This window comes from Pseudochryseolinea flava (assembly GCF_003286915.1).
GTDB lineage: Bacteria > Bacteroidota > Bacteroidia > Cytophagales > Cyclobacteriaceae > Ohtaekwangia > Ohtaekwangia flava.
This window is the reverse complement of sequence record NZ_QMFY01000005.1, coordinates 323,572-350,413: the sequence shown is the minus strand read 5'-3', so window position 1 is coordinate 350,413 and position 26,842 is coordinate 323,572. Positions and strand designations below refer to the sequence as shown.

Sequence of the window (26,842 nt, the reverse complement as noted above, 5' to 3'; positions counted from 1 at the left end):
AATTATAATTTTAAAACCTAAACATCTATACCTAGATGTTGTTCAGCTTGATTTCATCGAGGGCCACTTCGGTAAGTGGCTTGGTGATGAACTTAATAACGTGATTATTATTGACGATCTTATCGATATCGCGTTTGTTGTCAGAGCTCGACAGGATGATCACCTTACATTTATTGCGAACAAGTTCGTTGAATTTTTCGAACTCATAGAGGAATACAAAACCATCAACGATGGGCATGTTAATATCCAAGAAGATAAGACTTGGTAAATTTTCCTGAGTGTTTTGATTCTCGCGCAAATAATCCAACGCCGCTTTTCCAGAACCTTTTACTTCTACCCTTTTGGCAAACTTGGTGATTTCGATAATTCGCTTACTGATAAAGTTATCAGTATCGTTATCGTCCACTAACATAACCAAGTCAATAGCTTTTGTATCAGTTTGCATTAATAATCAATAAAATAAGGCTGTCTTTAAACACACGATTCACACAAAAATATCCTTTTTTGGAACATTTGGGAGCGTGTGTCGAAAAATACCCTCCGCTAGGTAATAAATCATGGAAAATGCAGAAAAAAATGAACTCTATTTAGGTTTTACGGTCAATTTCTCGCCCACGGTAAGGGTAAAGTTCTTCTTGTTATTCCATTCCATGAGCTCCTGGATCGTCACATTATATTTCCGTGCAATGCTGTAGAGTGTATCAGTTGCCTTCACCTCGTGTTCTACGGATATGGCTTTCGTAACCGGCGTCGAAACATCATTTGCAACAGGTTGAGGGTCAGAAAGCTTTAAAACCTGTCCTGGTTTAATGCCCTCTTGAAGGTTTAGGTTGTTCCACTTCACCAAGTCCATTACACCTACATTGTGCTGCTTGGCAATTCCGTAAAGTGTTTCTTTCGGTTGAACGACATGCTCCGTTTTTTTCTCCGGAACCACAACTTCAATTAACGGCGCGGCGGTGGAGTCTGGCTTAGAAATATTTTCTACTGGAGCTTGTAAGTTTTTTGTTGAATCTGCTGCCTCCGGAATAGGTGTGTTTGAAACCACCGGCGAAACGGTTTCAACTTTCGCAGAATCGCTTGGAACAGTGACGGCAGTTGGTTTCTCAACTTCTTTGGTTGACACCGTGTCTAACGCAGCTGCCTTGGCCTGTTGCTGAGTATTCACAACCGGTTCTGCTGGTGCGTCCGTCGTCCATGCAAAAGTTTCATTTTTATTTATCTCAAGGACATTTGTAGGCGCGACAGTTTTCTCCGCATTTTTGGGCTTGTTTGCATTCAACCATAACGTCATCCCTGGTTTAAGATCTGCATCGCCGCTTATCTTGTTAAACTTGCGTAAACGCTTCACTTGCACGCCATATTGTTGACTGATACTCCAAAGCGTTTCACCTGCGGATACACGGTGATAAGCCACCTCCGCGCGATTGCGTTTTTTTCCAAGGAGATAATGCTGCCCCGATGGTGTTCGGTCACTAATTGAAATGTCATTCCACTTCAAGAAGAGTGATAGATCAACGCCAGCGCGGTTAGCAATCTTCGTCGGGTTATCCCCTTCCTCCGCATGAACGATCAAAATGCCGTTAACTTTTTTCTTCTCTAATTTTTTCGCAGCGGATGCGGATGGTTTGGTATCGCCAGTCTTTGCATCCGTAGAGGGTACCCGGTTCGAAGCCAATACCTCTTGTGGAACATTCGGCGGTTGCTCACCATTCACTGGAATCAAAACAGAATATTTACGATCGTCGGGAATCAGACCGGACTTCGCCCACTTGTTATACGACTTCAGCGATGCTTCATCGACGGTAACTTCTTTCGCGAGATCCGTTAGTGTCTTTTGGTTTTTGTTTTCGTAAGTAATCACCTGAATTTGACCGACACCTTTTACAGCATCTTCAAAGGCGACTTTATGCGCGAGATATTTTTTTACGTACCAATATGTATGGCTATTGATTTCCATATGCTGTGCGCCGCTTTTGCTATCCTTTACACTGCGCATCACGCCACCTGCGCCCATCTGATAGGCTTGCAAAGCGTAAATCCAATTGTTGAAATGCGTATTATTCTTTTTGATGTACCGGGCCGCAGCGCGCGACGACGACACAATGTTCAATCGCTCGTCGATTTCTTTATCTACACGGAGGCCCATTTCCATGGCGGTAAAATCCTTGAACTGCCAAAAACCAACGGCATTGGAAACTGATACCGCATCGGCGATCAATGCGCTTTCCTGGAGTACAAGAAATTTAAAATCGTCGGGAAGGCCTTCTTCACGAAATACTTTTTCGATAAGGGGGAAATAGGTCTTCGCGCGTTCCACCTTGATGTTAAAATGTTTCGGCGAGGCGGTAAGCGCATCCACATCTTTTTGGATTTCACGGCGAGCATCATCACGGATCGTAAGTGTCAAATCCGCGAACTGCATCTTATGTGGAACTTGTGGACTCTGTGCTGCTGCCTTAAAACATACGGCAACAAAAAATAAGCAACCGAGTATTCTCATTCTTAAAAAGTTGAAAGTTCAAAGTTGAAAGTTTAAAGTTTGTCTATGCAGACAGGTTGAAAGCCTGCTTAAGCCATTAACCCTTTACTTTAAATCATTTAAGTTAAAAAAATTCCAAAGTTAAAAATTTCTACTCCCGCAGCAGTCGATAAAGTTAAAGTGAGCCTCACATCATTGTAGCTTTGAATAAGGAATTAACCTTAAACTTTTGACTTTAAACTTTTAACTTTTTCACAAAGATACTTTTCTAATCAACATAATGCCATCACGGATAGGTAGAAGTACATTTTCTACCCGTGGATCGTTCTGCACTTTGCGATTAAACGCCATAATCGCCCGTGTATCTTTATCGGGTTTTGCATCCAACACCTTGCCACTCCATAGCACATTGTCTGCCAAAATAAATCCGCCAACTTTTAGTTTGTCGAAAATCAAATCAAAATAAGTGCTGTAGTTTTCTTTATCGGCATCTATAAATACAAGATCGAATGTGTCCGTCAGACTTGGAATGAGCTTTACAGCGTTTCCAATGCGATAATCAATGGCCGACTCTTTCCCCGATTCCTTGAAATGACGTCTGACACGATCTTCCAATTCTTCATTAATATCCAACGTCACAATCTTTCCTCCCGTAGCAAGTCCTTCTGCCAAGCAAAGCGTGGCGTAGCCGGTGTACGTCCCTATCTCAAGTATTGCTTGAGGTCTGATCATATGACTGATCATCGACAGCACGCGTCCCTGAAGTTGTCCAGATAACATCCGTGGCATCAACACATGGGCGTGGGTATCGCGATTTACTTTTTGAAGCAAAGCATCTTCGGCCGTGCTGTGATCTTCTGAATATTGTTGAAGTCCTGGGTGAATAACGTCCATGCAAATCAGATGTTAGAATTAAGATCGTGGTGTAATTAAATTATACTGTACGAAGTCGTTGTTGTTTCTCCTCTGATGGAATCATCGTGAGATAGGTAAGCTGTTTTTCATCGAAGATTTCTCCGGCAATACGTTGAATCTTAGGTGATGTTGTTTGATCGATCAATTCAAAAATTTCTTCAAGCATCGGCACGCGATTATAAAGCAGCACGCTTCTTCCCATCATCAACATTAAACTCAAATTATTTTCTTCTGACATCGCCAGCTGGCCTTTAATTTGCTCCTTCGCCGCCGACAGTTGTCTCGGGGTAAGTTGTTTATCGATGAACCTATCCAATTCTTTACGAACAAGTTTCATGCATTTATCAAGCTGCTTCGGTTCTGTACCAAAGAAGACGGCAAACATTCCTGTATCGCTATAGGGAACGTAATGTGCATCTACGGAATACACAAATCCATACTTTTCTCGAAGGGAAAGATTGAGGCGAGAATTCATACCTGGCCCACCCAGTATATTCACAAGGAGGTATAGTGGAATACGATTTTCATTAAACACAGGATACGCATCACGGCCAATTGCACATTTCGCTTGTTTTACCGGACGACGAAGAACTTCTTCTCTGGGTTTGTAAGAAGCAAATTTTTTACGCTTGCCATTCGCATGTTGAGCACGAAAAGGTTCTAGATATTTCTTTGCCAAACGTTCCACGACTTCAAGCGAAATATTTCCGACACAAGAAAACACGATGCGCTTCGTATCGACATGATTCTTGAAAAATGAAGTGAAGTCCTTTTTCTTAAACGACTTTACCGTTTCTTCTTTCCCAAGGATGTTCATCCCCATCGGATGGTTTTTGTACACAACAGCTTCAAATTCGTCTTGCAATGCTTCATCTGGGCTATCGTAATACATGGCCATTTCTTCGAGGATCACGCCACGCTCTTTCTCTAACTCCTTCTCCGGAAATGTCGAATAAAATGTAATGTCACTTAGCAGGTCGATTGCACGTTCAAAGTATTCAGTCCTGGCAGACGCATAAAAAGCAATCTTTTCTTTGTCTGTGTAGGCATTGAGCTCACCCCCAACGGCATCGAGGCTGCTGATGATATCGAGTGTTTTGCGTTTTTTCGTGCCTTTAAAGGCCATGTGCTCCCAGAAATGGGCTATTCCTTGGTTGTCAAAATGCTCATCGCGACTTCCGACATCAAGCACAATTCCGCAATGCACAATGGCTGTGGTAAGCACGCGTTGGTGTACAACTCTTATCCCATTGGACAATGTGAATATGGTACAATCTCTCATAAGAGGGCTAAATTAATGGTTATCTGTTGTAGGATAATCGTACGTTATGTTTTTAAAGTATGGCAATCCCTAGTATAACCGTTGTTTGTTCATTTAAATGCTCTGATAACTGAATTCGTGGGCTAAGAATTCATTCTTCATAAAACTTAAAGCCTTTTGCCGCTCGCTAGGGCAGTTTGGGAACCCCACCGATGACACCATCCATCACCCAAATAGCGATCCCAGCCGCGGACACAATCGGTCGGTTGCGGGACGAGGATAGAAAATCAACGGGGTTTTTTGATAGATTATCGGACATTTTCATGGCATGACGATTGCCAAAATTTAATTCTATGGAAACTCAAAAAGTTAAGACTTGCTTCACGATCACGTTTACCGATGATCAATATCAACGCGCAAAGTATTATGTGGAGGACATGAAACGTCATCCAGAGCGTGTCTTCTGGCGTGGGAAAGAGGGTAAAACCGACGAAGAACTCATCATCGAACAAATCGCTCACCGAATACTTTCTGGATTTTACAATAACGACGCATTCAACGCTGGCAAGCACATCATGAGGATGGACAGTAGCGCCAATCTCACATAGCGCGCTTGCGTTTGTTTATGCTTCTACTGATGGAGGTGCTCAAATTCTTTCGAGCACTTTCTTGATGAGTGCATCAATCACTTTTTGTGGCTGTTTCGAAAACTTCCCCTTGATGCGATTAGCGATGATTGCATTTACGCTCAACACTTCGTGCCCCAGCAGTCGCGCCATCGCGTAATAGCCTGCTGTTTCCATTTCAAAATTGGTGAGCCAAAAGTCGCTGCTCTTGTTGTGATAATAGTTTAAGTCTTCAAGCAAACGCGGGAAGCGAATCGGTATGCGCATTGTGCGACCTTGCGGGGCGTAGAACCCGGGTGTTGTCACGGTATTCCCGCGTACCATGTCGGAGGCAAATTGTTCCAGCAATACATCCGAGGCCTTCACGACGTAGGGTGTAAATGGAATGTTTGTCTTTGCTTGAATGTCTAGTCCCATCTCCCGCTCGAAGTCATCTTGCGGGAGGTCGTAAAAGCTCATCAAGTTATCGAAGCCAACAGCGTACTCAGACGCCAAGTGTGAGCCAAGGGGAATATCTTCTTGAAGCGCTCCAGAAGTTCCTATGCGAACAATTTTTAATTTCTTTCTTCTCGACTTCGGCTCGCGTGATTTCAAGTCGATATTCACGAGTGCATCAAGTTCTGAAAAAAAAATTTCAATGTTGTCGGTGCCAATGCCTGTGCTAATCACCGTGATTCTTTTCCCTTTGTAAGTCCCCACGTGTGTAATAAACTCCCGTTGATTCATCTCAAACTCGATGTCATCGAAGTATTGACTGACACGGTATACGCGCGTTGGATCGCCCACCGTAATTACCGTATCGGAAATATGTTTCGGCAATAGGTTGAGATGGTATACACTACCATCGTCGTTGAGAATGAGATCTGTTTCGGAAATTTTTGGCATCGTACGTGGAACGCGGGGTTAACTATTTACCTTTTGTGCAGGGTTTCCAAAAACTGTTTCACCAGCTTTGACCGGTGTGATAACGACAGAGCCTGCTCCTACGCGTGCGCCCTTTCCGATCGTAATTCCGGACACGATCGTAACACCAGAGCCGATAAACGCATCGTCTTCAATTTCCACGCCTGGGTTGATCACACTTCCTGCGCCGATTTGGACAAAATCCCCAAGCTTTACATCGTGGCCTACGATGCATCCGGTATGAAGCATGCCGTGATTACCCAGTGTCGCGCCACTACCTACTTTTACACCCAGGTCGATAAAATTTCCATGGCCCATGGTTGCAGTCTGTGCGATGATTGCTGATTTATGGACACCGTTTGTCGGTTGCATTTTGCGAACCTCTTGAATTGTTTTCACTAAGTTCCTACGAAGCTTAACTTCATCGATGGCGATAAAGGCTTCGCATTTTTTTCCGATGAGTTTCAAAAATCCATCGTCGTCGGTACTTCCAAGTACTACGGCGTTGTCAATTTCTGTTTGGTGTAATTTCTTATTGTCGTCAAGGAAACCGTAGACAACGTTTCCATTAGCTTCGAATATTTCTTTTGCTGCGCGTCCCAAATATCCAGCGCCAAAAATGATTACAGGATTCTCCATGTATAAACTTTAAGGATGTAAAGGTAAAATTAGCGCGTCAGCCTTCCAAGGAAGGGAAATGTTCTTTCCATGAAAGCGAGCGTGCGCGATATGATCGGGTTATTGACTGAAATAATCATAACGAAAAAGGGAAGAAAGCCCACACGATATCGTATCAACGTACCAAAATTCGGAGCTGACAAAGCCAAGAATATCGCAAGGGTAACCACATAGATGATCACGGAAACCAGCAAGACACGGTGTTGACTACTAACGACCTGCTTCCAATTTGTGATCGCTCCGATCGTCAACAGCAGCAACATCACATTTTCCGCTGCAGCCAGAACCTTAAAAATACCATCGACTTCCCAAGGCCAAGGACGATACAGCGCTGCTGTCAACGCTTTCGGTGCATGGATTAATAAGCTTGTTACCGTTGGCTCCAATCCATCAAAATGTGCTACGTCTGACGGCGACGACAATTCTAAAAAATCGTAGTAATTATCAACGACAACGGTTAAAAATCTTTCCGGATAAAAATTCGGATGGATCAAACTGGCTACATAAAGTGGAACGAGAAAAATAACAATCCATAATACAATCCGTACCAATAGGCCTTTCAGTTTGAGATATGGGAACACAAATAAATTAAACATCAATGCCGTGGCTAGTACGGGTAAGAGAATGGCCATGTAGTAATATTTCAAATTCCAAAGCAGCCAACATGCAACAGGCAAGACGATCCATTGCGCAATCTTAACACGTTCGCCAAGCCATATTTTCAAAAAGATGATGCTTATAAAATATAACGAAGCCATGGCAATTGTTTCCTTCATAATCCCGGACGTCCAAAACACAATAGAAGGAAAGAGTAGTAGCGCAACAATTGCTGGTATTTTTAAGGATTCATCCAGACGAATTAAAATTTTCATTAGATACCATGCTGCGAGAAAACTGAAGAACGAGTAATACGCGCTAATCACCCAATAGTTATCGGAGGTAAGTAAACAGAATACACTCGTAATTTTGGAAAGAAAAAGTGCCCTGGGTGTTTTAAAGTTAAGTCTGTGCCAAAAGGAATATTGTTCTCCTGCTTCATTAAAAAATCTTAAGTAGCTGGCAAAGTCAGTGCGTGCAAGATTGGAAAGTTTAGTACCATCTTCATGATACGCAAGTGTATCGGCAATCGTGTAATAGTAGGTGTACACAACACCTAATGCAATACCGGCGCCTACCTTAAACAACAACGTTGGCCAATACAGATTTTTAAGCGACGACTGCTTGCGCCAAATCATCCACGCCATAAACCCCAAGAAAATCAAGTTCGCAACTGCAACGATATGTTGAATCATGGTTTCAAGATGTAAGCGCCAATGGAACAATCCAGGCACCGATGTTTGACACAAAAATGATCATGCATTTCAATGAGTCCCTGCGAATCAAATCCTGTCACCGCCGACATACCGAATTTTCGCCACTGCCTGATGATGGTATTCGACTCTACAGGCATTTCTTGCAACATCATGAATGCACGGTCTATCATTTCCTGATCATCGCGCTGTTTTCCGTAAGCAACCATTAAAGGTACAACAGTGTTGATGATAATCATATAAATACTTTCCAGTCCCATCGACGGCATCTCACCCTTTCCTTTCTTCATGAAGTGATAATGTTCTTTCCAGTAGGGTGATTGTTGTAGAGAGAATAATTCGACGAGCTGATTGGCCGACGTCGCCGTAATTAACTTACTAAACAGCTGTCGGTGGGTGTGAATCAACACACAGAATTGCGCTAACCTTATGGTAGGAAAATTTGCAGGGCGAAGTCGTAAGAATCGCCATTGCGCTTTGCTCAAACGTGCTCGGCTCACTTTGTATTTATTAAAAAGAAGCTCATACTCGCGAATGAGTCTGTTAACATAATCATCGTTTCCCTTCATATCGTCCAAGAATCCTGCATGGCCAAAAAGAAATGCTTCTATTTGCAACAATTTATCGGCATGTTTTAATAATATCTTCAATGGAACGGTTCGCGCTAGCATCAGGAAGGGTTCTGCATTCACGCGGAATCCAAAATTACGTGCAAGCAATTGATAGCAAGTTTCCTCCCAATCATGGTTATTAGATTTTAACATCTCCAAGATTGTTTGAGTCTTCCGTTCTAATCTTATCGATGTCGCTTTCTCAATCATATCAACCTTGATGATTGGTGGCACTTGTACGAATTGTTCAACGCAGGGAATGAGCCAGGGACTATTCACCAGTATTTTGTAATTGGCAATCAGCGTTTCATCTATTCGACCATAAAGTTCAAGCGTCGGCATGACGGAGCCATCGCTGCGCAGCACGGGGCGATCGTTTTTCCACACCACATGTAGCACAACATTGTCGTAAGCCGGATCAGTATCATGGCGATGATCCACCCATTGAGAAGCAAGGATATGTATCTCGACACTGCCCACCCATTCCATCGTATCAATTTGAAGACGCGCCTGCGGAAAGTCAGGACCAGCATGCGTGTTTCTTACACCAGGATGAAAGATTGTAAGCGCATCGCCGTTTGTAGTGCGTAGATCAGTTCGGGCAAAGTATTGACATTGCCAGATGTAATGCAGAAATGATTCAGACATCGGGTTAAATAAAATGACAGACAACGGTTATAAAAACAACGGCCTCACCGGAGTGAAGCAAATAAAATTACAACAATGAATTTAAGAGATTTTCCATCTCATTCCTAACCTTGGTAGCTTCTGACTTTGCCGCTGTTGCAAAATCTTTGTCGCTCGAAGCATAAATGATATTTCGCGCAGAGTTCACAAGAAGGCCGCATTGTTTATTCATGCCAAACTTCGACACCTGAGCAAGGTCTCCACCCTGTGCACCAATGCCTGGTACGAGGAAAAAATGATCGGGCGCAAGTACGCGAATGCCGCCAATTTTTTCTGCTTGTGTTGCGCCTACTACATACATTAACTTATCTGGAGTAGCCCATTGTTGTGATTTCAGAATCACTTCCTCATACAATTTTTTACCCGATCCAGTGGATTGCAGCAATTGAAAATCATCGGCACCAGGATTGGAAGTATGTGCCAGTAATATGACCCACTTATTTTTAAACTTTAAAAAAGGCTTCACTGAATCTTCGCCCATGTAAGGCGCGACCGTAATGGAGTCAAAAGACATGTGTTCAAAAAAAGCTTTCGCATACAAGGCGGAGGTATTACCAATGTCGCCGCGCTTGGCATCGGCAATGGTAAATACATCTTTGGGAATGTATTCTAAAGTTTTTTGCAGACTCTCCCACCCCTTTGGGCCAAGTGCTTCATAGAACGCAATATTCGGTTTATAAGCAACACAGAGATCGATTGTAGCATCGATGATTTGTTTATTGAATTCAAATACCGGATCCGCTGCAGAACGGAGATGCGTCGGAATTTTATCAACATCCGTATCTAATCCTACACAGAGGTAAGAACTCTTCTTCTTGATTTGCTCAAACAGTTGCGTTCGGTTCATAGTCTTTCTGAAAAACTCAGTAAAGGTAGAAAGTTTAAAATTGAAAGACATCAACTTGCCGGGATCAAAACAAAAAAAGCAACCTTGTTCAGATTGCTTTTCTAAATATGTTTCTAAACTGTTAGCGCAGATCTACCGGTTCAACGCCAGGATATTTTGATACGTCGAAATTGAAGAAACTATCTTCTACTTTAACGTTCGGGTTAAACTTGCTTATGGTGTACTTGTATTTGTTACCGCTCTTGTCGAACATGGTCCAGCTTTGAATGCTCTTGTCTTTCTTATTGATGAACATTTTAATCTTGAAAAACTGTGCATCCTTCTTCTCTGGAACCAAGTCAATCTCTTCGCACAACACACCGCCTTCGGTCTTATCTTGTAGGTAGAGATATTTAAATCCTTTCTTATAGATGTTGTAGATCTTGGTTGGATTTACATCGTCTGAGTTTGGATCATAGTTATCGATATTAACTTCTTTTGCTTCTGGAATATAAGTCCACACCGTAGAGCCGTTGTTGATGACTTCCTGTTCTGGCAGTACGAGCTTAAACTTGTCGCCTTTTACGGTAATCTTGCCTTTAAATTCTTCATTGATTTTTTCAACGTCGTTGGTCAAGGTTTGGGATATATTGGCTTCAAAAGCAGGGATCGCTTTGTATTTTTTGCTCATGGCATCCAGTATGACCAGGGCCTTCGGATCGTATTGGCCAAAAGCGGTAACTACTAAAAACAGCGTAAAAATTGATAAAATCAGCTTTTTCATTCTTTTCACTTAAAAATTAAGGTACAAATTTAAGATTGACTATGTCTTTCCTTCAAGCTGGTCAATAATTGTTCCAAACTAAGTTCATCTTTAATCAAAACTTCGCGGGCTTTACTGCCTTCGAACGCACCAACGATACCGGCCGCTTCCAATTGATCGATTAGTCGCCCCGCCCGATTATAGCCCAATTTCAGTTTCCTTTGAATGAGCGACGTACTTCCTTGCTGATGCATAACGATCAGACGTGCAGCATCTTCGAAGAGTGCGTCACGGTCAGACAAGTCAATGTCAGCAACACCACCTTCATCATCCCCCTCGTATTCTGGCAGCATATAAGCAGAGTCGTAGCCACGCTGAGAACCAATAAAATCACAAACTCTTTCAATTTCAGGTGTGTCGACGAATGGACATTGAAGACGGACGACCTCCGAGCCGGATGCCAACAGCATGTCTCCTTGACCGACCAACTGATCGGCACCACCAGCATCCAAGATGGTTCTTGAATCCACTTTCGATGTTACGCGGAACGACAGACGTGCAGGGAAGTTTGCTTTAATCACACCGGTGATAACGTTCACCGAAGGACGCTGCGTTGCAACCACCAGGTGAATGCCGATAGCACGCGCTAACTGTGCAAGACGTGCGATCGGCGTTTCTACTTCCTTACCCGCCGTCATCATCAAGTCGGCAAGCTCATCGATTACCAAAACGATGTAAGGCAAGAAGCGGTGACCTTCTTTAGGATTAAGCTTTCTGGCTATAAACTTCGCATTGTACTCTTTCAGATTTCGAACGCCGGCATCTTTCAAGATCTCATAACGATTTTCCATCTCGATACAAAGCGAGTTCAACGTGTGTACTACCTTCTTGGTATCGGTAATGATCGACTCTTCACTGTTCGGAAGTTTAGCGAGATAATGTCTTTCAATTTTGCTGAACAACGACATCTCCACTTTCTTTGGATCGACCAACACCAATTTCAATTGAGATGGGTGACGTTTATATAATAGAGACGCGAGAATAACATTCAAGCCTACCGATTTTCCTTGACCTGTTGCACCCGCTACGAGTAAGTGAGGCATCTTCGCCAAGTCAATCACCAACACTTCGTTAGAGATAGTCTTACCCAATGCAACGGGAAGTTCTTTGTCGGTTTTTGCGAAAGCTGGAATGGCAAAGACAGAGCGGATGCTAACCATCTCTCGATTTTTATTAGGCACCTCGATACCAATTGTACCTTTTCCAGGAATTGGTGCGATGATACGAATGCCGAGTGCCGACAAGCTCAACGCGATATCATCCTCGAGATTTTTGATGCGCGAAATTTTGATCCCCGCATCTGGAACGATTTCATACAGCGTAACAGTCGGTCCGATGGTGGCTTTAATACTTTGAATTCCAATCTTAAAATTGACCAACGTTGCCACGATACGGTCCTTATTTTCATTAAGCTCTTCCTGCGTTACACCCGATTTTCCACCATCATACTCATTCAAGAGCTCTAGTGTTGGAAACTTATAGTTACTCAAATCGAGGGTAGGATCGTATTCCCCTTGCTGTTCAACAAGCTGTTCTGCGAGCTGATCAGTCTCAAGCGTTTCCTCCACGATAAACACAGGTTCTTTTGAATCCTTCTTAATCGCCTCTACAGGTCGCTGAACATCCAACTTGATTTCATTCGATGGTTTGATCGGCTCAGCCACTACAGGCGGTGTTTTCACCATAACGGGTTCAGGAAGCTCATCTTTCTTCTGCTCTGGCCAATTATCTTTTTCATCCGTATAGTTCGGTGCGAGCACAGTGTTTTCTTCATCAGGGAGAATGGCATCTACACCCATCGGCTTAGGATCCTTCGGTTGGAATAAAGGAATGGCCGTGACATTAAAGTAAAAGATGATGAACACGAGAAGGGTGAACATGAGAATCAGGAACGTACCCCATCCGAACATACCTTGACTGTAGACGGCAAGCTTATAGCCTAGTCCACCCGCAAGGTAACTCCACTCACTTCCGCCATCGTTGATTTCAACCATGTAACCGAAGAACAGGCAAAGCCATATTGTGGAAAAAATCGCGAAGATGCTGTACGAAAAAATGCGCATCAACTCGCGATTGAATACGATCTTAAATCCTATTAAAAATAAAAGTGGCGGAACGAAGAACGCGGCAATACCAAACCAGCGTGTAATGAAAACGTGAGAGATAATAGCGCCAAACAATCGCAGCCAGTTTTTAGCTTCTTGGCCCGACTCAACAATACCGCTGCTGTCGTTAGGAGAAAACCAGGCTTGCACGACACTCTGATCTGCCTGCCATGTGAATAGAAAAGAGAACAACGCCAAGAACAGCGATATCGCAGTGCCCATCAGAAAAAAACCGACCGCCAGTTTGAAGCGCGGGTCTCTGATGAACTGGAGATTGAACTTGAAATTGCTTTTCGATGACTTGCCCTTCTTCTCCTTCTCGGGCTTCTTGAAAGTATTTGATTTATAAGTGTTTTGTGCCATGTTGATCCCCGCAAAACTAAGTAAAACGTTCGTACACTCCTAAGTTTAAAGCTGAAAGCGAAAAGTCTAAAACGAAATCTCTCCGCTCCGATTTTATTGACGCATGCAGTAAAAGTTAAAAAATATGGCGCTAGCTTCTCACGACGCTCACGATACCACCGTCGCTTCTTTAACCGGATTTTCCCTCATTTCGTTACGCTACTTTTCCCCATTCTTAAACCCACTCGTTGATTCACCCAAATGCAAGTCGATCTTTGAACGCACCCGCCGATGATGTGTAGCATGAAAGTGATTATTGAAGATAGCCGTTATGTAAAACCCTCTTTTTATGAATAGAATATTATTACTGATCCTCACTTCGATGATGATGTCATCATGCGTCGATAACCTTGATATCGCACTACGCGATAGTGAATCCTTGAAAACAGAAAGTGATGTTAACGCATCACCCGCGCCCGATAATTTAAACACGCCCATAATTTTACCACCGTATAGCTGGAACCGCCTTACGCCACCGGTGATAACGACATACCCATTTAATTTTGCGAGTAATAACAACTCGATATACGAAATAGGAGGAGAAATTTACTGCGCGATCGGCGGGATGCAGGAAGTATTCTACAAGCTCAATCAAACGACGATGCAATGGGAGCTATTCAACGATCAATACAATGTCGCCACTACCCTTGCGATTAACACATATCTCTTTTCGTACCAAGGGAAAGTGTATTACGCATCTTACCAAAGCGATTCAATGAATGAGTGCACGGCGATCGATCCAGTAACAGGACAAACGCGAAACGTTCAAAAATTCCCAGGCATTGTAGCAAGAGATATGATCACCTTCAACATCGGCATAAAGGGCTATGTAATGGGTGGATCTCATCAAGGAAAAGCATTGAACCAATTTTGGGAGTACGATTTCTTCTTGAATCAATGGAAGAATAAAGGCGCGTTACCCGGTGGCCCTCGTGCGGGAGCTACTGCGAAAGTGATTGGCAATACCGTCTATTATGGTTTGGGATATCACCTTGATTTCGTCAATGGACTAGTCGTAAAACGTTTTCATAACGATTGGATCTCGCTAGTTCCTTCGACAAATGTCGCTACTACCAAAGCGCCTTTCCCTGACTACGCTCGTTACTATGCCAAGGGATTTGTAATCAACAGCAAAGTTTACCTGGGATGGGGTGTAGCGTTTTATGTCAGTGGCGTCATGGATTTTTGGGAATACAATCCTGCGACGAATGTTTGGACGAAAAAAGGCAACTATGGTCCTGTGCTAAACGAGAATGATCACAACATCGGAGCATTCGCCCTTGGTAATAATGGATATATCGTGAAAGGAAACTTAAATGAGTTCTGGCGGTACAGTCGATTTTTAAAACTTCCCCAATGATTCAAATCGAAGCCGCTGTCCTACAAAATAAAAAAGGCTGTCTCGTATCTTGAGACAGCCTCCATAAAGTATTTCACTTCGTTATTTCGTTTGCGCGATAATCAACTTCCCTATTTCTTTTCCACTTTTCGCGTAAGCCTCTTGAATTCTGTAACCCGTATCAAAATCGTAACCCATGGCGTCGCGACCAGGTGCATTCGTCACTGTGATTTTCGCAATGACGTTGAGCGGGTTTGCTGTTTCGATCACCCATGCTTCACCATCGATACGCGCTGCGGCACGTGCCACACCAACGTTCCATCCTGGTTCGGTACGCGTAGTTTTAAAAATAATGGTATACTTCGATTGTCCTTTTGTTGCAACCTTAGCATGCTTTTCAAATAACTCGTTGAACTGTGGCTCAAAGCGTTCTTTTCTGTCAGCAAACCATGCTTTCTCCCACTTGTCACCGCGACCAACTTCTTTAGCATCATAATCTTTTTTCTTTCGCGCGATGTAGTCTTCTTCTGTGAGACCATCCTTTCCGATCTTCATATCGTCATACGTAAATTCGGTAGTAATCACCGTCTCACCTTTCAGTGCCTTCAGACTACCTTCTACCAATTTTACCTTCTGTGAAAACCCAGTGGTTGCAACAGCAAGGCAGAAAATCAAAAGTATTTTCCTCATAGTTGTTTAAGATGTTAATTGAGTTCTTTTTTTTCGAATATACATTTTCTTCCGCAACGTGAATATCTTGTTAATGTTTCTCCGCTACAAATTGACAACATCAACATGGGGGATTATTTCTTAGCAGATACTGCCTTGGATATGATGTCGCCCTTCATCGTCAAGTTCATGCCTTCCATTTTAAAAACCATGTCCATATCAAGCTTCACATCATAGTTTGTTAAATGGTCCATCGCAATATTGTACACCGCGACACCTTTACCATCGCCTTCCATTTTCACATCAGCCTTTTTCTCTTGAGATGTCATACTCATCTCCATTGTTTGTTTAACATCAAGCTTAACCTCTGTATCGGTCACGGCGACAACTTTAAAACGTGACACCAATACAACCGCCGCATCAAATCCTTTTACCGGAATGTTCATCGGCATTTTATCTTCAAATTTATCGCCCAGGCCAATTGGATAATCTGGAAATTTCACATAGGCTTTCATCACCATGTTCTTCATCGATTCAATAACTTCGTTTGTGAGTTTATCGCCCGCCATTGAGTCAATTTGCGCTTGCTCATCCTTATTCACCGTATAGAAAATTTTAGCTAAACCAAACGGAGGCATATCTAGCTTTTTGTCTCCAACTGAAGAGGCTACCTCATTTTTTGTAAATTGGACTTCTACCTTTCGATTTCCTTGCGCATCAGCTTCACTTACCAACGTGTTCATTTCCATCCGTTGCTCGGTTTTCATGGCCATCGGCATGGACATTCCCGCGGAGGCCAATGACTTTTTAACATCGTCCGACGCGTCAATATCCATCGTTATATTGGTTAGGTTATCGACCTGCGTTACATAATTAGTATTGGGAGCGAGTCGCGATTTAATGAGCACCTTTTTACTTTGAGCACTCGCGATAGTGGACAGGAGCATGATCAACATGATCATTAGCTGATAGTGTTTTTTCATATTTGGGGTTCTGTAAGTCGCAAAGATAAGAGAATCGCGTAACTTCATTAACCTTACAGCGCCAATAAAGCAGCATAGGGATCGCCATCCAATCCAAGTATTTTAGCAAACGCGGATTCGGTTTTCATCCCCAACCCCTTTAACTGGATGACTTCCTTTCGAAAATCGTCGCCGTATTTCTTCAACAATTTATATTCAACCATCATGTGACGATAACCGAACTGTGCGCTCACGGGAAGATCTTGCCCAAATATTTCGATTGGAAATCCGTCGACGTCAATATTCGCGATCACGGTTTGATGTTGATGCAGCACAATTTCCCGCAAAGAAAAATTCGGCATCATAGAGAACGACTTCTGTAAAACGGAAATAAACAAATTCTTATTTTCCCAATAACAGAGCACATCAAGATCACTTCCGTCAACGTCAATTTCAATTGGAATGGTGCCCGCGAGAAAGGGATCGAATTCACGAAGAAGTTCAAATACACAATACTTCTGCAATACCTTATAAGCTTGTCTTTGGCGTGGATTTCCTGCCCGGAGATAATCAAGATTATGAAAATGTAGAATTTCCGCGTCACGCATATCTTCGCCAAAAATATAAAAATCCCAAGACGCTCTCGTTTTCTGTTACATAAGCACTAACAAGCTCACCGAATATTACATTCTCCACATAAATCAATTTCTGTGCTTTTCCGTGTCAGCTTTACTCGCTATCATCGTGGACTTTTTCCAATTGCACATGCGACATTTTTTTATGATGACAGCCGGGGTCTTAATTATCCTCGCTTGTACGTCGACTTCTCCGCAAAAAAATCAATATGATCTTATTATCCGGCATGGCACCATCTATGACGGCACCGGTAGCACGCCGTTCACAGGCGATGTTGCCATAAATGCTGATACGATCGTTGCCATCGGTGATCTTTCTAACGACGCAGGCAAAAAAGAAATTGACGCAACAGGGCTGGTCGTTGCGCCGGGATTCATCAACATGCTGAGTTGGGCAGACCGAAGTTTACTCATGGATGGACGTTCTGTGAGCGACATTAAGCAAGGCGTTACACTCGAAGTTTTCGGCGAAGGCTGGAGTCCTGGTCCTGTGAAAAGAAAAGCAACAGCCAAACCTGTCGACAGTCTTTGGACAACCCTCGGCGGTTACTTCAGATGGCTTATGAAAAAAGGTTCTACACCGAACGTCGCGAGTTTTGTTGGTGCTACTTCGATACGTCTTCATGAATTGGGACATGAGAATCGCGCGCCCTCACCTCCCGAACTTGAGCGTATGAAAAATCTTGTCAAGCAAGCTATGGAAGAGGGCGCTATGGGTTTGGGATCATCACTCATCTATGCGCCTGCTGATTATGCCTCTACCGAAGAACTGATTGCACTCTCGAAAGTTGCCGCGCAGTACGGCGGCATTTACACAACGCACATGCGTAGTGAGGGCGATTTTATTTTGAAAGGACTTAACGAAACATTCCGTATCGCAAAAGAGGCGAACATCCCCGCGGAGATTTATCATTTAAAAATTAACATTGCGCGCAACTGGCCAAAAATTGATACGGTACTTTTTAAAATAGACAGCGCAAGAAAAGCTGGATTAAAAATCACTGCGAATAACTATCCCTACATTGCAAGTGCTACAGGACTCACTGCGCGTTTGCCGAATTGGGTGCAAGAAGGTGGTGCGCAAGCTATGCGTAAACGACTGCGTGATCCACAAACGCGAAAGAAAGTTTTATATGAGATGGGAAAAGGAATTCCATACAAAAACTCTGATCCGAAAGATGTGCAGATGTTAGGGTTCCGATTGGATTCACTCAACAAGTTGTATCGCGGAAAGAGACTTGATGAAGTAGCCAAAATGCATGGCAAAAATGCTGACGAAACGGTTATTGATTTGGTGATGCGAGACAAGTCGACCATTGCCGCTGTGTACTACCAACAATCGGAAGACAACATTCGAAGAATCATTCAACAACCTTACGTGAGTTTCGGGTCTGATGGAGCGTCGATGTCGGATCTAAAGATTTTCGCAGATTGGGGAACACACCCAAGGGCGTACGGCACATTCGCACGTTTTGTGGGGAAATATGTCCGCGACGAGAAACTTGTATCGCTTGAAGAAGCGATCAGAAGGTTAACATCGCTTCCTGCGTCAAATCTGTCAATCAAAAAAAGAGGTGCGCTTAAAAAAGGATTTTACGCCGATATCGCCATTTTCAACTACAATGCCGTGCAGGATAAAGCAACTTTCGACAACCCCAAGGCGTATGCAACGGGGATGGTACACGTTCTGGTGAACGGTGTCGTCGTATTGAAAAATGGGGAACACACCGGAGCCAAACCAGGACGCGTCGTGCGTGGTCCGGGATGGAACGGAAAAAATTAGTTTAGCAGCGTGAAAAGTGACGTCGTAATTCATCCAAATAACGGCTGCTTGACGCAATTGGCGAATCGTAACAATTAACCGGCCCCGCAGCTTGAATTGCAGTGAGAATAAGAGTAATTTTCGAATTGACCGAACCCCGTAATATCCATTTGTATGGATAAACGACTCCTAATAACACTCATCATCATCACCTGTAGTCTTTCGGGCTACAGCCAAGATTTGAAATCTCTGCTAGAGAAGGGCGATCGCCTTTACTCGAGAAAGGATTTTATTGACGCTTTGGACGTATTCACACAAGCTGTGAACATGAGTCCCGCCGACGCTGAAGCCAACTTCAAGCTCGGAATGACTTACTTGTATACCGAAAATAAAAGCAAAGCGCTTCCCTTTCTCCAAAAGGCATATAACACACAACCTGATATTGACCCCGACTTCGATTATCATATCGGACTGGCCTATCAGTACAGCCACCAGTACGGACAAGCAAAAAAACATTTCGAGGAATTTCAGAAGAAGAACAAGAAGCTAGCCTCCATGGCAAATCACAAAATCACCGAATGTGCAATTGGTGATTCACTTGTTCAACATCCAACGTATTTGAAAATTGAAAATGCTGGCCCGAATATCAACACACCGTTCCATGAATATTCGCCCATCATTTCTGCCGACGGATCAACGATGATCTTTACTACAAACCGCTCTACTGACGACTACAAAATAAAAAGCGGTACGAACTTCGAAGACATCTACATTTCCCGTCAATCGGGTGGGTCATGGGGTGTACCTCAAAAGATCAGCCCGAACATCAACATCAAATTCCATGATGCTGCAGCGTCAATGTCATCTGATGGGAAGACTCTTTTCTTGTACTACGAAGAAGGCTCTGGCGATATTTTCACATCGACACTCGAAGGTGATTGGACAAAACCTGTTCCTTTAAACAAGAATATCAACACACCGCTTTTCTGGGAAACGTCAGCGTCAATTTCTGCCGACGGAAAAAGATTGTTTTTCACCAGCAACAGACCAGGCGGAAAAGGTGAACTCGACATCTACGTGAGCGAGAAAGATGATAAGGGCAATTGGGGAAAAGCTTCAAACCTTGGAAGCACCATCAACACACCGGGCAACGAAGACTCTCCATTCATTCATCCCGATGGCGTGACCCTCTATTTCTCTTCTGATGGTCACCCGACAATGGGAAGTAATGACATTTTCCGCAGTGAGTTTAAAGATGGCAAATGGACCAGACCTGTAAACCTTGGGTATCCACTCAACTCTATCGAGTACGACGGATTCTTCAGCGTGTCGGCCGATAAAAAAGTTGGATACTACTCTACCATCCGCGAAGACGGAATGGGTGATGCCGACATTTATCGCGTGCAGTTTTTAGATCCGCCTGCCAAACCAAAGCAAGAGGAACCGAAACACGAAGAACCTCCTGTGCTCATTGCGAGTAACGAACCTGTTAACGAACCTGCACCAAAGCAAGAAGAACCTGCCGTTGTAGAGCAACCTGCCGTGACAGCGCCGCCAGTTGAAGTTGTTGCCGCCGTAGTGCCTCCTGTGTTGGATAAACCAAAAGAAGAACCTAAACATGAGCGTGTTGAAGAATATGTCGATCCAATCGTTCAAGTTCATAAAGACATGAAAGTTGTGACGATGTTAAAGGGAAAGGTGTTAGATGAAATGACCGGAACGCCATTGGGCGCAGTCGTAACACTGGTAGACAACAACTCACGAAAAGTGATTACAAAAATTAACACCAACGCCGAAAATGGTGACTTCGAATTGATCGTACCCCACGGTGGTAACTATGGTGTGACGACGGAGCGGATTGGCTACCTCTTTAACTCGATCAACTTCAATGTACCACAGTTTGCAGAATTCCAGGAGATCGACATGAGTATCATCATGGTGAAAGCACAAGTGGGATCGAAAGTGATTTTGAAAAATATTTTCTTCGATGTTGGTAAGGCTGATCTAAAATCTGAATCGGTAGCGGAGCTTGAAAACATCAGAGCGTTGTTAAATGCTAACACACACCTCAAAGTCCAGATCAACGGCCATACCGATAACTCGGGTAACGCCGCCACTAACAAGGTACTTTCTTTAAAACGCGCTGAGTCGGTAGTACACTATCTTACTGGACAAGGCATCGATCCTTCAAAGCTTTCTGCTAAAGGATTCGGATCAGAAAGACCACTCGTTTCGAATGACGATGAAACAGAAGGTCGCGAGATCAACCGTAGAACCGAAATTGAAATCATCGAGGTAAAAACGGAAGGCTGATGCGGCAATGATCGCTTTTTAGTGAACGACATCTTCTCATCATACATTCAAATCGGCGAATTAAAGGCTTCACGTTCTATTGGCGATTCCAAATAATTTTGATTTTCTTGTGACCACATTTTAGACTATGAGATATATACTCCCTTGCTTGGCAATTATCGCGATCGCATCAATATTAGAATCTTGTGGTGGAAAACCTTCTGAAGACAACGCGAAGGATAGCCTTCTCATAGACTACACCGTTGTGAACACGTTGCCACACAACACTGAATCCTACATTCAGGGTTTGGTCATTCATGACAACAAAATTTTAGAAAGTACAGGCCAGCCAGGACAAGAAGGTCAGTCCTGGATTGCTGAAGTGAACCCGGCAACAGGTGCTCACGATAAAAAAGTTCTGCTCGACGAAGCCTATTTCGGTGAAGGGATTACGATACTCAATAACAAAATCTACCAACTCACGTGGACAACCAAGAAAGGGTTTATCTACGACGCCAAAACTTACAAACAGCTGCGAACTTTTGAATATCCAATGGAGGGATGGGGTTTAACACACAACAATGCAGAACTCATTATGAGTGATGGAACCGAAAAAATTCACTTTAAAGATACCGCTACGCTTGCGGACATTCGCACCATCAACGTTACAGAAAACGGGAAGCCTGTAAAGCATCTTAACGAATTGGAATTTATCGATGGTTTCATTTTCGCCAACGTATGGCAGACCAACCTGATCCTGAAGATCGATCCTTCCAATGGGAATGTTGTGGGCAAGCTTGACTGCACGCAACTTACGGAACGCGCACGCGGCATGTATCCAAATGCCGAAGTTTTGAATGGCATTGCTTACGACAAAAACTCAAAGGCATTACTCATCACAGGAAAACTATGGCCACAAGCGTTCCTGATCAAATTGAAAAAGTAATCATTATTTTCAGGATCACTTTTTCTTTCCTTTCGCTGCAGGTTTAGCCTTCGATTTAGTCGCGGGCGATTTCTTCGCAGGTGAAGCTTTCTTTGCTGGAGCAGCTTTCTTAGCTGCCACTTTCTTTGACGCTTCTTTTTTTGCAGGCGCTGATGCTTTCGGTTGAGGTGCTGGCGCAGTAGCTGCCGGTCTTTGAGATTCTCCCGACACTGGTCTTGCCGTAGCGTTTCCTTCAGATTGCTCGATTACAAAAATGTGCGTCTGCGCATGACGATCAAACTTACTTTTGGCAACACCCTTCTCGCGCACAAAAAACGTAACGATATCATTCGACAACTCTCTCCGACACTTGAAGAACGTCGCTACTTTATCGATACCATGTGAAGACAGTAAACCCGACAACGTTGGTTTATCGCACGCACCAATCTCCGACGTTGGCGTTACAGCTTTGTTTATCTCTGCAATCACTGCATTGATTTCGGTGATCTGTTGTGGAGTGAGTTTTGCCATAGTTGCGTTTGTTTGGTCTGATCTAAACAAATATAATCAGATATCGTCATCAAAAACAGCGTGCCAGCAACCCCCGCATCGTCTAAGATTGCGGTACATGCATCTTTTTCACCGCCAATCTTCGCACGAAATAGCCAATGAGTAGACCCAATGAAGCAAAACCTAACACAATAAAAAGTATGTTCTCTTCAATCACCGTGGTTTGTAAATTCAGCGTTTTCCCTATGAAATAACCAATGATGCTTACCGCACTGGCCCAGGTCAATCCACTCACGATACTATAAAAGAGAAACTGCGTTGCACGAATACTACTCATCCCAATTATCACCGGAATGATGATCCGGAATCCGTACAAAAAACGGTATGATAATAGAATTTGTATCTGATGCGTTTCAAAGAATTGCTGAACTGGTCGCATCCACGCACGTAATTTAGGTCGATGCGCAATGAAGTATTTCCCATTTAATCGACCGATGAAAAAATAAATCCAGTCGCTGGTGAACGATCCCATGAAAGCGAATAAAACGGTATAAGGTCCATCGAAAATTCCTTTGTGGATCAGGGAGGACGCTAGCAATATCGACGACTCACCTTCCAGGAAAGAGCCAATCAACAACGCGATGTATCCATACTGCTCAAGAAATTTTTCCACCTTTAATCGGGCGACATATTATCCAGCTTGCAAAGATTATCCATTCCCAAATGCATCAGCGCATCTCCCGCATTGATCACCGGAATGTTATTTAAACCTACTACATATCCTGTTTCCGTTGCCACTACTTGCTCCTTGAATTCTCCAAACGGATCTGTAATAGTACCTACCCACTCTCCTTTGTGTACCAACTGTCCACACTTCACGTTCGACTGAAATAGTCCCGCATTCTTTGCGCGTATCCATGAACTACTCCAAATTACCTTATTCTCTTGTGTCGGTTCCGGAGCCCAGTCGATCATATCCAGATACTTCATGAGGCGCAACGTACCGGCTATGCCTTCTTCGATCGCATGTTGATCAAATCGAAGCGACTCACCGCCTTCATATACGATGATGTTCTTTCCCTTTCGATACGCTTCCTTTCTTAAGGAGTTCGGGCGAAAGGGTGAATCAATCGTAAAGGGTGCATTAAAAGCATTTGCCAACGCCATGTTCTTCTCGTCGCGCAGTACCGCACGCACTTGCGGATAGTTTGCCCGCATCGCGCCACCGGTATGAAAATCAATACCATAGTCAATAAAGGGTACCACTTCCTGCATGAGATTATAGGCTACGCGGCTCGCTAACGATCCATTCTTAGTTCCAGGAAAAGAACGGTTAATATCTTTCCCATCGGGTACATCGCGCGAGTAGTTCAAGAACCCGTAAACATTTACGATCGGCATACAAACGGTGACACCCCGCTTCGGCTGATGTAGCCCACTATCCAGTAAGCGTCGTACGATCTCCATCCCGTTGATCTCATCGCCGTGCATGCCCGCTGTAAGTGCGAGTACCGGCCCATCTTCGAAACCTCTTGAAACATAAATCGGTGTGTCGATTACCGTATGCGATGGAAGACGCGCAATATTGATGTCGATTTCCTTGAACTCACCGGGCTGTATAAGTTGCCCCGCGATCTTAACTTCTTTCATTAAAGCAAAATAGTGAAAAAAGTGTTGACGTGTTGATGTGTTGACGTAGTGTTAAAGTGTTGAGGTCAATGTCATTGACTTAAGTACGGAGGACATAAAAAATGCCACCCCACCCCTTTCGTTCCCTAAAGGGTCAGCCCGCGAATCGAGTTCCCCTTCAGGGGCCAGGGGTGAAGACGAATCCATACCGAAGGAAGTGCTTAAGTCAACGACATTGGTGTTCACGTGTTGACGTTGTTTCGAGTGCCTGCACTCTAGAAACGAAGTAGCGTTCAGTACCTCTGCGAAACGCTGCTCCTCAGCAACTCGGCGGTAAAAAATGGATTCACCGTTAACCGATAACAGATAACCGATAACTAACTAAGCATTAATCACATCCTTCTGAATTTTTTTCTTCATCGCATTTTTTTCCAGGTAGCGAATTACTTTTCCGGCAATGTCAACTTTCGTAGCACCTTCAATGCCCTCTAGACCTGGTGATGAATTTACTTCTACGATGAGTGGTCCTCGCTTTGATGGGAGCATATCTACCCCCGCTACGCCGAGGCCCATTTTCTTGGCTGCTGTGATCGCTGCCGACTTTTCTGCTTTCGACAATTTAACGACAGTAGCAACACCACCACGATGAAGATTCGAACGAAACTCTCCTTCCTTCATCGCTTGTCTGCGCATGGCACCAACAACTTCGCCATCAACAATAAATGCGCGGATGTCAACACCTTTTGCTTCTTTGATAAACTCTTGAACGATGATTCGCGCATGAAGATTATGGAATGCCTCGATAACAGATTGCGCTGCTTTTTTATTCTCGGCCAATACGACGCCTAAGCCTTGCGTGCCTTCTAACAATTTAATTACTACTGGTGCACCACCAACCGCTTCTACTATACCTTCCGCATCACGAGAGTAGTCCATGAAGATTGTTTTTGGTAAACCAAGACCTGCGCGTGACAAAATCTGTAAACTTCTCAGCTTGTCGCGAGAACGAATGAGCGCTTGGGATTCTACGGCGGTAAATACTTTCATCATTTCGAATTGACGAACAACAGCAGCGCCATAGAACGTTACTGATGCACCAATACGCGGAATGATTGCATCGAAGTAATCTAACTTCCTTCCTTGGTAAAGTACCACGGGGTTTTTCTTCTCGATGAACAACACACATTTCATGTGATCAATGATCTCAACCTTATGCCCACGTGCTTCACCTGCCTGCTTGAGGCGTTGTGTTGAATACAACTTTGGATTGCGTGAAAGTATTGCAATATTCATGAAAAAGTGATTATCCGTTTTGACGTTTTACTTTACGAAGGTGCTTCCGTTTTTCACGGTATGAGACGTTTTTCTTCTTGACATCGATGAGATAACGATCGCGGAGAATTTTCCGGCCAATCAATATCGGAAATTTAAGTGAACCCCGGTTACTGAGCGAGAATTCCGTTACAATTTCTTCTTCGAATATTTTTAAGGTGGTGGTGATGACAAATCGACGCTCTACTTCACCAAAAGAATTTTTGATATCGCGAACTTCGAACTGCGTGAAAACAAATTTCATCCCGGTGAATTCAGGATGTTCTTCATCTAGCAAAACAAATTCTAGTTTACCATCAACGATCTGCGCTCTTCTACAATGCAAACTACTTGTATACGCACCGGTATCAATTTTCGCGTGAATGTCAGACAAACCCAACTCGGGCAAATCGACACGATCATAACGACCCAGAATTTTTTGCATAACACCTTACTAATAACGACCTAAAAATAAGAGAAGCCATCACACTTAAGCGATGGCTTCTGATTATTATTTTCTTATCAATTTAGCCTTTCACCTTAAACGAAACGGCCGTGTTTTCCCATTCTAATTTTACGTTGCTACCGTCCAGGCTTATCGTAAATGTTTCAACAAAATTTGCAGTCTTCGTTGGCTTCACCGTAACGCGCAAAACGTCTTCTTCCTGTTTGTACTGGTAAGCGCCCCAGGCAAGCGTTTTGTTAAAAATGATTACCCACTCGTTCTCGTTCGGAATTGTAAAAAGCGCATATTTCCCTTTTGGCAAATCCTTTCCTTCAATCTTTACCGGACCACTGAATTCAACCGAAGTTGAGTTATTCGCGCCAGTTCTCCATACTTCGCCGTAAGGTACAAGTCCGCCCATAATCTGACGGCCTCTTGCGGAGGGCTGGTAGTAGTCGATCTTAATCGTCACATTGTCAACCTTGCCTTCAACTTTGGCTGGAGGGCTAAGCTTTTTCTCTTGCGCGAGAGCACCCACGACGACAAACAGTAACATCACAGGTAGAAAAAGTATTTTTTTCATTCTTTGTTGGTTTATTAGAACCCTATATAAAGAAAAATGCCCCGAGTAGTCGAGGCATTTTATACTAATTTTTAAATATAACCTGTAAAACTATTGTTACAACGCCACTTTGCGTGGTTTGGTTTTGATGAACGGTGTTTTATTTCACCAT

The 26,842-nt window shown here is 43.5% G+C and carries 25 protein-coding genes; 5 read left to right on the top strand and 20 right to left on the bottom strand.

What is annotated here, in order from left to right:
- Positions 1 to 31: 31 nt before the first annotated feature.
- From DQQ10_RS12610 to DQQ10_RS12595, 4 genes are all read right to left on the bottom strand, one after another.
- Positions 32 to 445, bottom strand: coding sequence for a response regulator (locus tag DQQ10_RS12610; protein WP_245970392.1), 414 nt, complete (start codon positions 443 to 445; stop codon positions 32 to 34).
- 138 nt (positions 446 to 583) lie between these two features.
- Positions 584 to 2,503, bottom strand: a complete 1,920-nt coding sequence (locus tag DQQ10_RS12605) for a LysM peptidoglycan-binding domain-containing protein (protein ID WP_112747222.1) — start codon at positions 2,501 to 2,503, stop codon at positions 584 to 586.
- Positions 2,504 to 2,734: 231 nt separating this feature from the next.
- Complete coding sequence (locus DQQ10_RS12600; RefSeq protein WP_112747221.1) at positions 2,735 to 3,376, bottom strand: O-methyltransferase; 642 nt, start codon at positions 3,374 to 3,376, stop codon at positions 2,735 to 2,737.
- 40 nt (positions 3,377 to 3,416) lie between these two features.
- Positions 3,417 to 4,679, bottom strand: coding sequence for a M16 family metallopeptidase (locus DQQ10_RS12595; RefSeq protein WP_112747220.1), 1,263 nt, complete (start codon positions 4,677 to 4,679; stop codon positions 3,417 to 3,419).
- 332 nt (positions 4,680 to 5,011) lie between these two features.
- Here DQQ10_RS12595 and DQQ10_RS12590 point away from each other — a divergent pair, with 332 nt between their 5' ends.
- Positions 5,012 to 5,266 (top strand): hypothetical protein, encoded by a 255-nt coding sequence (locus DQQ10_RS12590; protein WP_112747219.1) that lies wholly within the window; start codon positions 5,012 to 5,014, stop codon positions 5,264 to 5,266.
- A gap of 39 nt (positions 5,267 to 5,305) precedes the next feature.
- Here DQQ10_RS12590 and DQQ10_RS12585 read toward each other — a convergent pair whose 3' ends face one another.
- From DQQ10_RS12585 to DQQ10_RS12555, 7 genes are all read right to left on the bottom strand, one after another.
- Positions 5,306 to 6,169 (bottom strand): nucleoside phosphorylase, encoded by an 864-nt coding sequence (locus DQQ10_RS12585; RefSeq protein WP_112747218.1) that lies wholly within the window; start codon positions 6,167 to 6,169, stop codon positions 5,306 to 5,308.
- A gap of 18 nt (positions 6,170 to 6,187) precedes the next feature.
- Entirely contained in the window at positions 6,188 to 6,826 is a 639-nt protein-coding gene (locus DQQ10_RS12580; protein ID WP_112747217.1) for an acetyltransferase, read from the bottom strand.
- Positions 6,827 to 6,855: 29 nt separating this feature from the next.
- Positions 6,856 to 8,157, bottom strand: coding sequence for a hypothetical protein (locus DQQ10_RS12575; protein WP_112747216.1), 1,302 nt, complete (start codon positions 8,155 to 8,157; stop codon positions 6,856 to 6,858).
- Positions 8,154 to 9,434, bottom strand: a complete 1,281-nt coding sequence (locus DQQ10_RS12570; RefSeq protein WP_112747215.1) for a DUF2851 family protein — start codon at positions 9,432 to 9,434, stop codon at positions 8,154 to 8,156. Before DQQ10_RS12570 ends, DQQ10_RS12575 begins: the two co-directional genes overlap by 4 nt.
- Positions 9,435 to 9,501: 67 nt before the next feature.
- The gene (gene pyrF / locus DQQ10_RS12565; RefSeq protein WP_112747287.1) at positions 9,502 to 10,320 is read right to left on the bottom strand and encodes an orotidine-5'-phosphate decarboxylase; all 819 of its coding nucleotides are present in this window, start codon (positions 10,318 to 10,320) and stop codon (positions 9,502 to 9,504) included.
- A 121-nt stretch (positions 10,321 to 10,441) separates the two neighbouring features.
- Positions 10,442 to 11,083, bottom strand: coding sequence for a LolA family protein (locus DQQ10_RS12560; RefSeq protein WP_112747214.1), 642 nt, complete (start codon positions 11,081 to 11,083; stop codon positions 10,442 to 10,444).
- 29 nt (positions 11,084 to 11,112) lie between these two features.
- A complete protein-coding gene (locus DQQ10_RS12555) occupies positions 11,113 to 13,590 on the bottom strand; it encodes an FtsK/SpoIIIE family DNA translocase (RefSeq protein ID WP_112747213.1) in 2,478 nt (825 codons plus the stop codon).
- A 328-nt stretch (positions 13,591 to 13,918) separates the two neighbouring features.
- On the opposite strand from DQQ10_RS12555, the gene DQQ10_RS12550 reads away from it, so the two are divergent.
- Positions 13,919 to 14,989 (top strand): Kelch repeat-containing protein, encoded by a 1,071-nt coding sequence (locus DQQ10_RS12550; RefSeq protein ID WP_133259630.1) that lies wholly within the window; start codon positions 13,919 to 13,921, stop codon positions 14,987 to 14,989.
- A gap of 81 nt (positions 14,990 to 15,070) precedes the next feature.
- Here DQQ10_RS12550 and DQQ10_RS12545 read toward each other — a convergent pair whose 3' ends face one another.
- The 3 genes from DQQ10_RS12545 to DQQ10_RS12535 form a co-directional block, all read right to left on the bottom strand.
- Positions 15,071 to 15,658, bottom strand: coding sequence for a hypothetical protein (locus DQQ10_RS12545; protein ID WP_112747211.1), 588 nt, complete (start codon positions 15,656 to 15,658; stop codon positions 15,071 to 15,073).
- Positions 15,659 to 15,771: 113 nt separating this feature from the next.
- Entirely contained in the window at positions 15,772 to 16,620 is an 849-nt protein-coding gene (locus DQQ10_RS12540; protein WP_112747210.1) for a hypothetical protein, read from the bottom strand.
- A 53-nt stretch (positions 16,621 to 16,673) separates the two neighbouring features.
- Positions 16,674 to 17,207, bottom strand: coding sequence for a DUF4269 domain-containing protein (locus DQQ10_RS12535; RefSeq protein ID WP_221409719.1), 534 nt, complete (start codon positions 17,205 to 17,207; stop codon positions 16,674 to 16,676).
- A gap of 157 nt (positions 17,208 to 17,364) precedes the next feature.
- Here DQQ10_RS12535 and DQQ10_RS12530 point away from each other — a divergent pair, with 157 nt between their 5' ends.
- The 3 genes from DQQ10_RS12530 to DQQ10_RS12520 all read left to right on the top strand — a co-directional run bounded on the left by DQQ10_RS12530 (position 17,365) and on the right by DQQ10_RS12520 (position 22,234).
- Positions 17,365 to 19,017: an N-acyl-D-amino-acid deacylase family protein gene (locus DQQ10_RS12530; RefSeq protein WP_112747209.1), complete on the top strand. Its 1,653-nt coding sequence runs from the start codon at positions 17,365 to 17,367 to the stop codon at positions 19,015 to 19,017.
- Positions 19,018 to 19,170: 153 nt separating this feature from the next.
- Positions 19,171 to 21,309 (top strand): OmpA family protein, encoded by a 2,139-nt coding sequence (locus DQQ10_RS12525; protein ID WP_112747208.1) that lies wholly within the window; start codon positions 19,171 to 19,173, stop codon positions 21,307 to 21,309.
- Positions 21,310 to 21,436: 127 nt separating this feature from the next.
- On the top strand, positions 21,437 to 22,234 hold the full coding sequence (locus DQQ10_RS12520) for a glutaminyl-peptide cyclotransferase (RefSeq protein ID WP_112747207.1): 798 nt from the start codon (positions 21,437 to 21,439) through the stop codon (positions 22,232 to 22,234).
- A 15-nt stretch (positions 22,235 to 22,249) separates the two neighbouring features.
- On the opposite strand, the gene DQQ10_RS28065 is transcribed toward DQQ10_RS12520, so the two are convergent.
- The 6 genes from DQQ10_RS28065 to DQQ10_RS12490 form a co-directional block, all read right to left on the bottom strand.
- Positions 22,250 to 22,744 carry a hypothetical protein gene (locus DQQ10_RS28065; RefSeq protein ID WP_185147033.1) on the bottom strand — a complete coding sequence of 165 codons (495 nt, stop codon included), beginning with the start codon at positions 22,742 to 22,744 and terminating at the stop codon, positions 22,250 to 22,252.
- An 82-nt stretch (positions 22,745 to 22,826) separates the two neighbouring features.
- Positions 22,827 to 23,396 (bottom strand): DedA family protein, encoded by a 570-nt coding sequence (locus DQQ10_RS12510; RefSeq protein ID WP_112747206.1) that lies wholly within the window; start codon positions 23,394 to 23,396, stop codon positions 22,827 to 22,829.
- A 2-nt stretch (positions 23,397 to 23,398) separates the two neighbouring features.
- Positions 23,399 to 24,373 carry a succinylglutamate desuccinylase/aspartoacylase family protein gene (locus DQQ10_RS12505; RefSeq protein ID WP_112747205.1) on the bottom strand — a complete coding sequence of 325 codons (975 nt, stop codon included), beginning with the start codon at positions 24,371 to 24,373 and terminating at the stop codon, positions 23,399 to 23,401.
- A gap of 360 nt (positions 24,374 to 24,733) precedes the next feature.
- A complete protein-coding gene (rimK, locus tag DQQ10_RS12500; RefSeq protein ID WP_112747204.1) occupies positions 24,734 to 25,645 on the bottom strand; it encodes a 30S ribosomal protein S6--L-glutamate ligase in 912 nt (303 codons plus the stop codon).
- Between the two features lie 10 nt (positions 25,646 to 25,655).
- The gene (locus tag DQQ10_RS12495; protein WP_112747203.1) at positions 25,656 to 26,108 is read right to left on the bottom strand and encodes an ATP-dependent zinc protease family protein; all 453 of its coding nucleotides are present in this window, start codon (positions 26,106 to 26,108) and stop codon (positions 25,656 to 25,658) included.
- Positions 26,109 to 26,190: 82 nt separating this feature from the next.
- The gene (locus DQQ10_RS12490; RefSeq protein WP_112747202.1) at positions 26,191 to 26,691 is read right to left on the bottom strand and encodes a DUF2911 domain-containing protein; all 501 of its coding nucleotides are present in this window, start codon (positions 26,689 to 26,691) and stop codon (positions 26,191 to 26,193) included.
- Positions 26,692 to 26,842 lie beyond the last annotated feature (151 nt).

Bases quoted from the DNA above. Each gene is read 5' to 3' on its own strand.
- DQQ10_RS12610 (WP_245970392.1), bottom strand. From the start codon at position 445: ATGCAAACTGATACAAAAGCTATTGACTTGGTTATGTTAGTGGACGAT.
- DQQ10_RS12605 (WP_112747222.1), bottom strand. From the start codon at position 2,503: ATGAGAATACTCGGTTGCTTATTTTTTGTTGCCGTATGTTTTAAGGCA.
- DQQ10_RS12600 (WP_112747221.1), bottom strand. From the start codon at position 3,376: ATGGACGTTATTCACCCAGGACTTCAACAATATTCAGAAGATCACAGC.
- DQQ10_RS12595 (WP_112747220.1), bottom strand. From the start codon at position 4,679: ATGAGAGATTGTACCATATTCACATTGTCCAATGGGATAAGAGTTGTA.
- DQQ10_RS12590 (WP_112747219.1), top strand. From the start codon at position 5,012: ATGGAAACTCAAAAAGTTAAGACTTGCTTCACGATCACGTTTACCGAT.
- DQQ10_RS12585 (WP_112747218.1), bottom strand. From the start codon at position 6,169: ATGCCAAAAATTTCCGAAACAGATCTCATTCTCAACGACGATGGTAGT.
- DQQ10_RS12580 (WP_112747217.1), bottom strand. From the start codon at position 6,826: ATGGAGAATCCTGTAATCATTTTTGGCGCTGGATATTTGGGACGCGCA.
- DQQ10_RS12575 (WP_112747216.1), bottom strand. From the start codon at position 8,157: ATGATTCAACATATCGTTGCAGTTGCGAACTTGATTTTCTTGGGGTTT.
- DQQ10_RS12570 (WP_112747215.1), bottom strand. From the start codon at position 9,434: ATGTCTGAATCATTTCTGCATTACATCTGGCAATGTCAATACTTTGCC.
- pyrF (WP_112747287.1), bottom strand. From the start codon at position 10,320: ATGAACCGAACGCAACTGTTTGAGCAAATCAAGAAGAAGAGTTCTTAC.
- DQQ10_RS12560 (WP_112747214.1), bottom strand. From the start codon at position 11,083: ATGAAAAAGCTGATTTTATCAATTTTTACGCTGTTTTTAGTAGTTACC.
- DQQ10_RS12555 (WP_112747213.1), bottom strand. From the start codon at position 13,590: ATGGCACAAAACACTTATAAATCAAATACTTTCAAGAAGCCCGAGAAG.
- DQQ10_RS12550 (WP_133259630.1), top strand. From the start codon at position 13,919: ATGAATAGAATATTATTACTGATCCTCACTTCGATGATGATGTCATCA.
- DQQ10_RS12545 (WP_112747211.1), bottom strand. From the start codon at position 15,658: ATGAGGAAAATACTTTTGATTTTCTGCCTTGCTGTTGCAACCACTGGG.
- DQQ10_RS12540 (WP_112747210.1), bottom strand. From the start codon at position 16,620: ATGAAAAAACACTATCAGCTAATGATCATGTTGATCATGCTCCTGTCC.
- DQQ10_RS12535 (WP_221409719.1), bottom strand. From the start codon at position 17,207: ATGCGTGACGCGGAAATTCTACATTTTCATAATCTTGATTATCTCCGG.
- DQQ10_RS12530 (WP_112747209.1), top strand. From the start codon at position 17,365: ATGCGACATTTTTTTATGATGACAGCCGGGGTCTTAATTATCCTCGCT.
- DQQ10_RS12525 (WP_112747208.1), top strand. From the start codon at position 19,171: ATGGATAAACGACTCCTAATAACACTCATCATCATCACCTGTAGTCTT.
- DQQ10_RS12520 (WP_112747207.1), top strand. From the start codon at position 21,437: ATGAGATATATACTCCCTTGCTTGGCAATTATCGCGATCGCATCAATA.
- DQQ10_RS28065 (WP_185147033.1), bottom strand. From the start codon at position 22,744: ATGGCAAAACTCACTCCACAACAGATCACCGAAATCAATGCAGTGATT.
- DQQ10_RS12505 (WP_112747205.1), bottom strand. From the start codon at position 24,373: ATGAAAGAAGTTAAGATCGCGGGGCAACTTATACAGCCCGGTGAGTTC.
- rimK (WP_112747204.1), bottom strand. From the start codon at position 25,645: ATGAATATTGCAATACTTTCACGCAATCCAAAGTTGTATTCAACACAA.
- DQQ10_RS12495 (WP_112747203.1), bottom strand. From the start codon at position 26,108: ATGCAAAAAATTCTGGGTCGTTATGATCGTGTCGATTTGCCCGAGTTG.
- DQQ10_RS12490 (WP_112747202.1), bottom strand. From the start codon at position 26,691: ATGAAAAAAATACTTTTTCTACCTGTGATGTTACTGTTTGTCGTCGTG.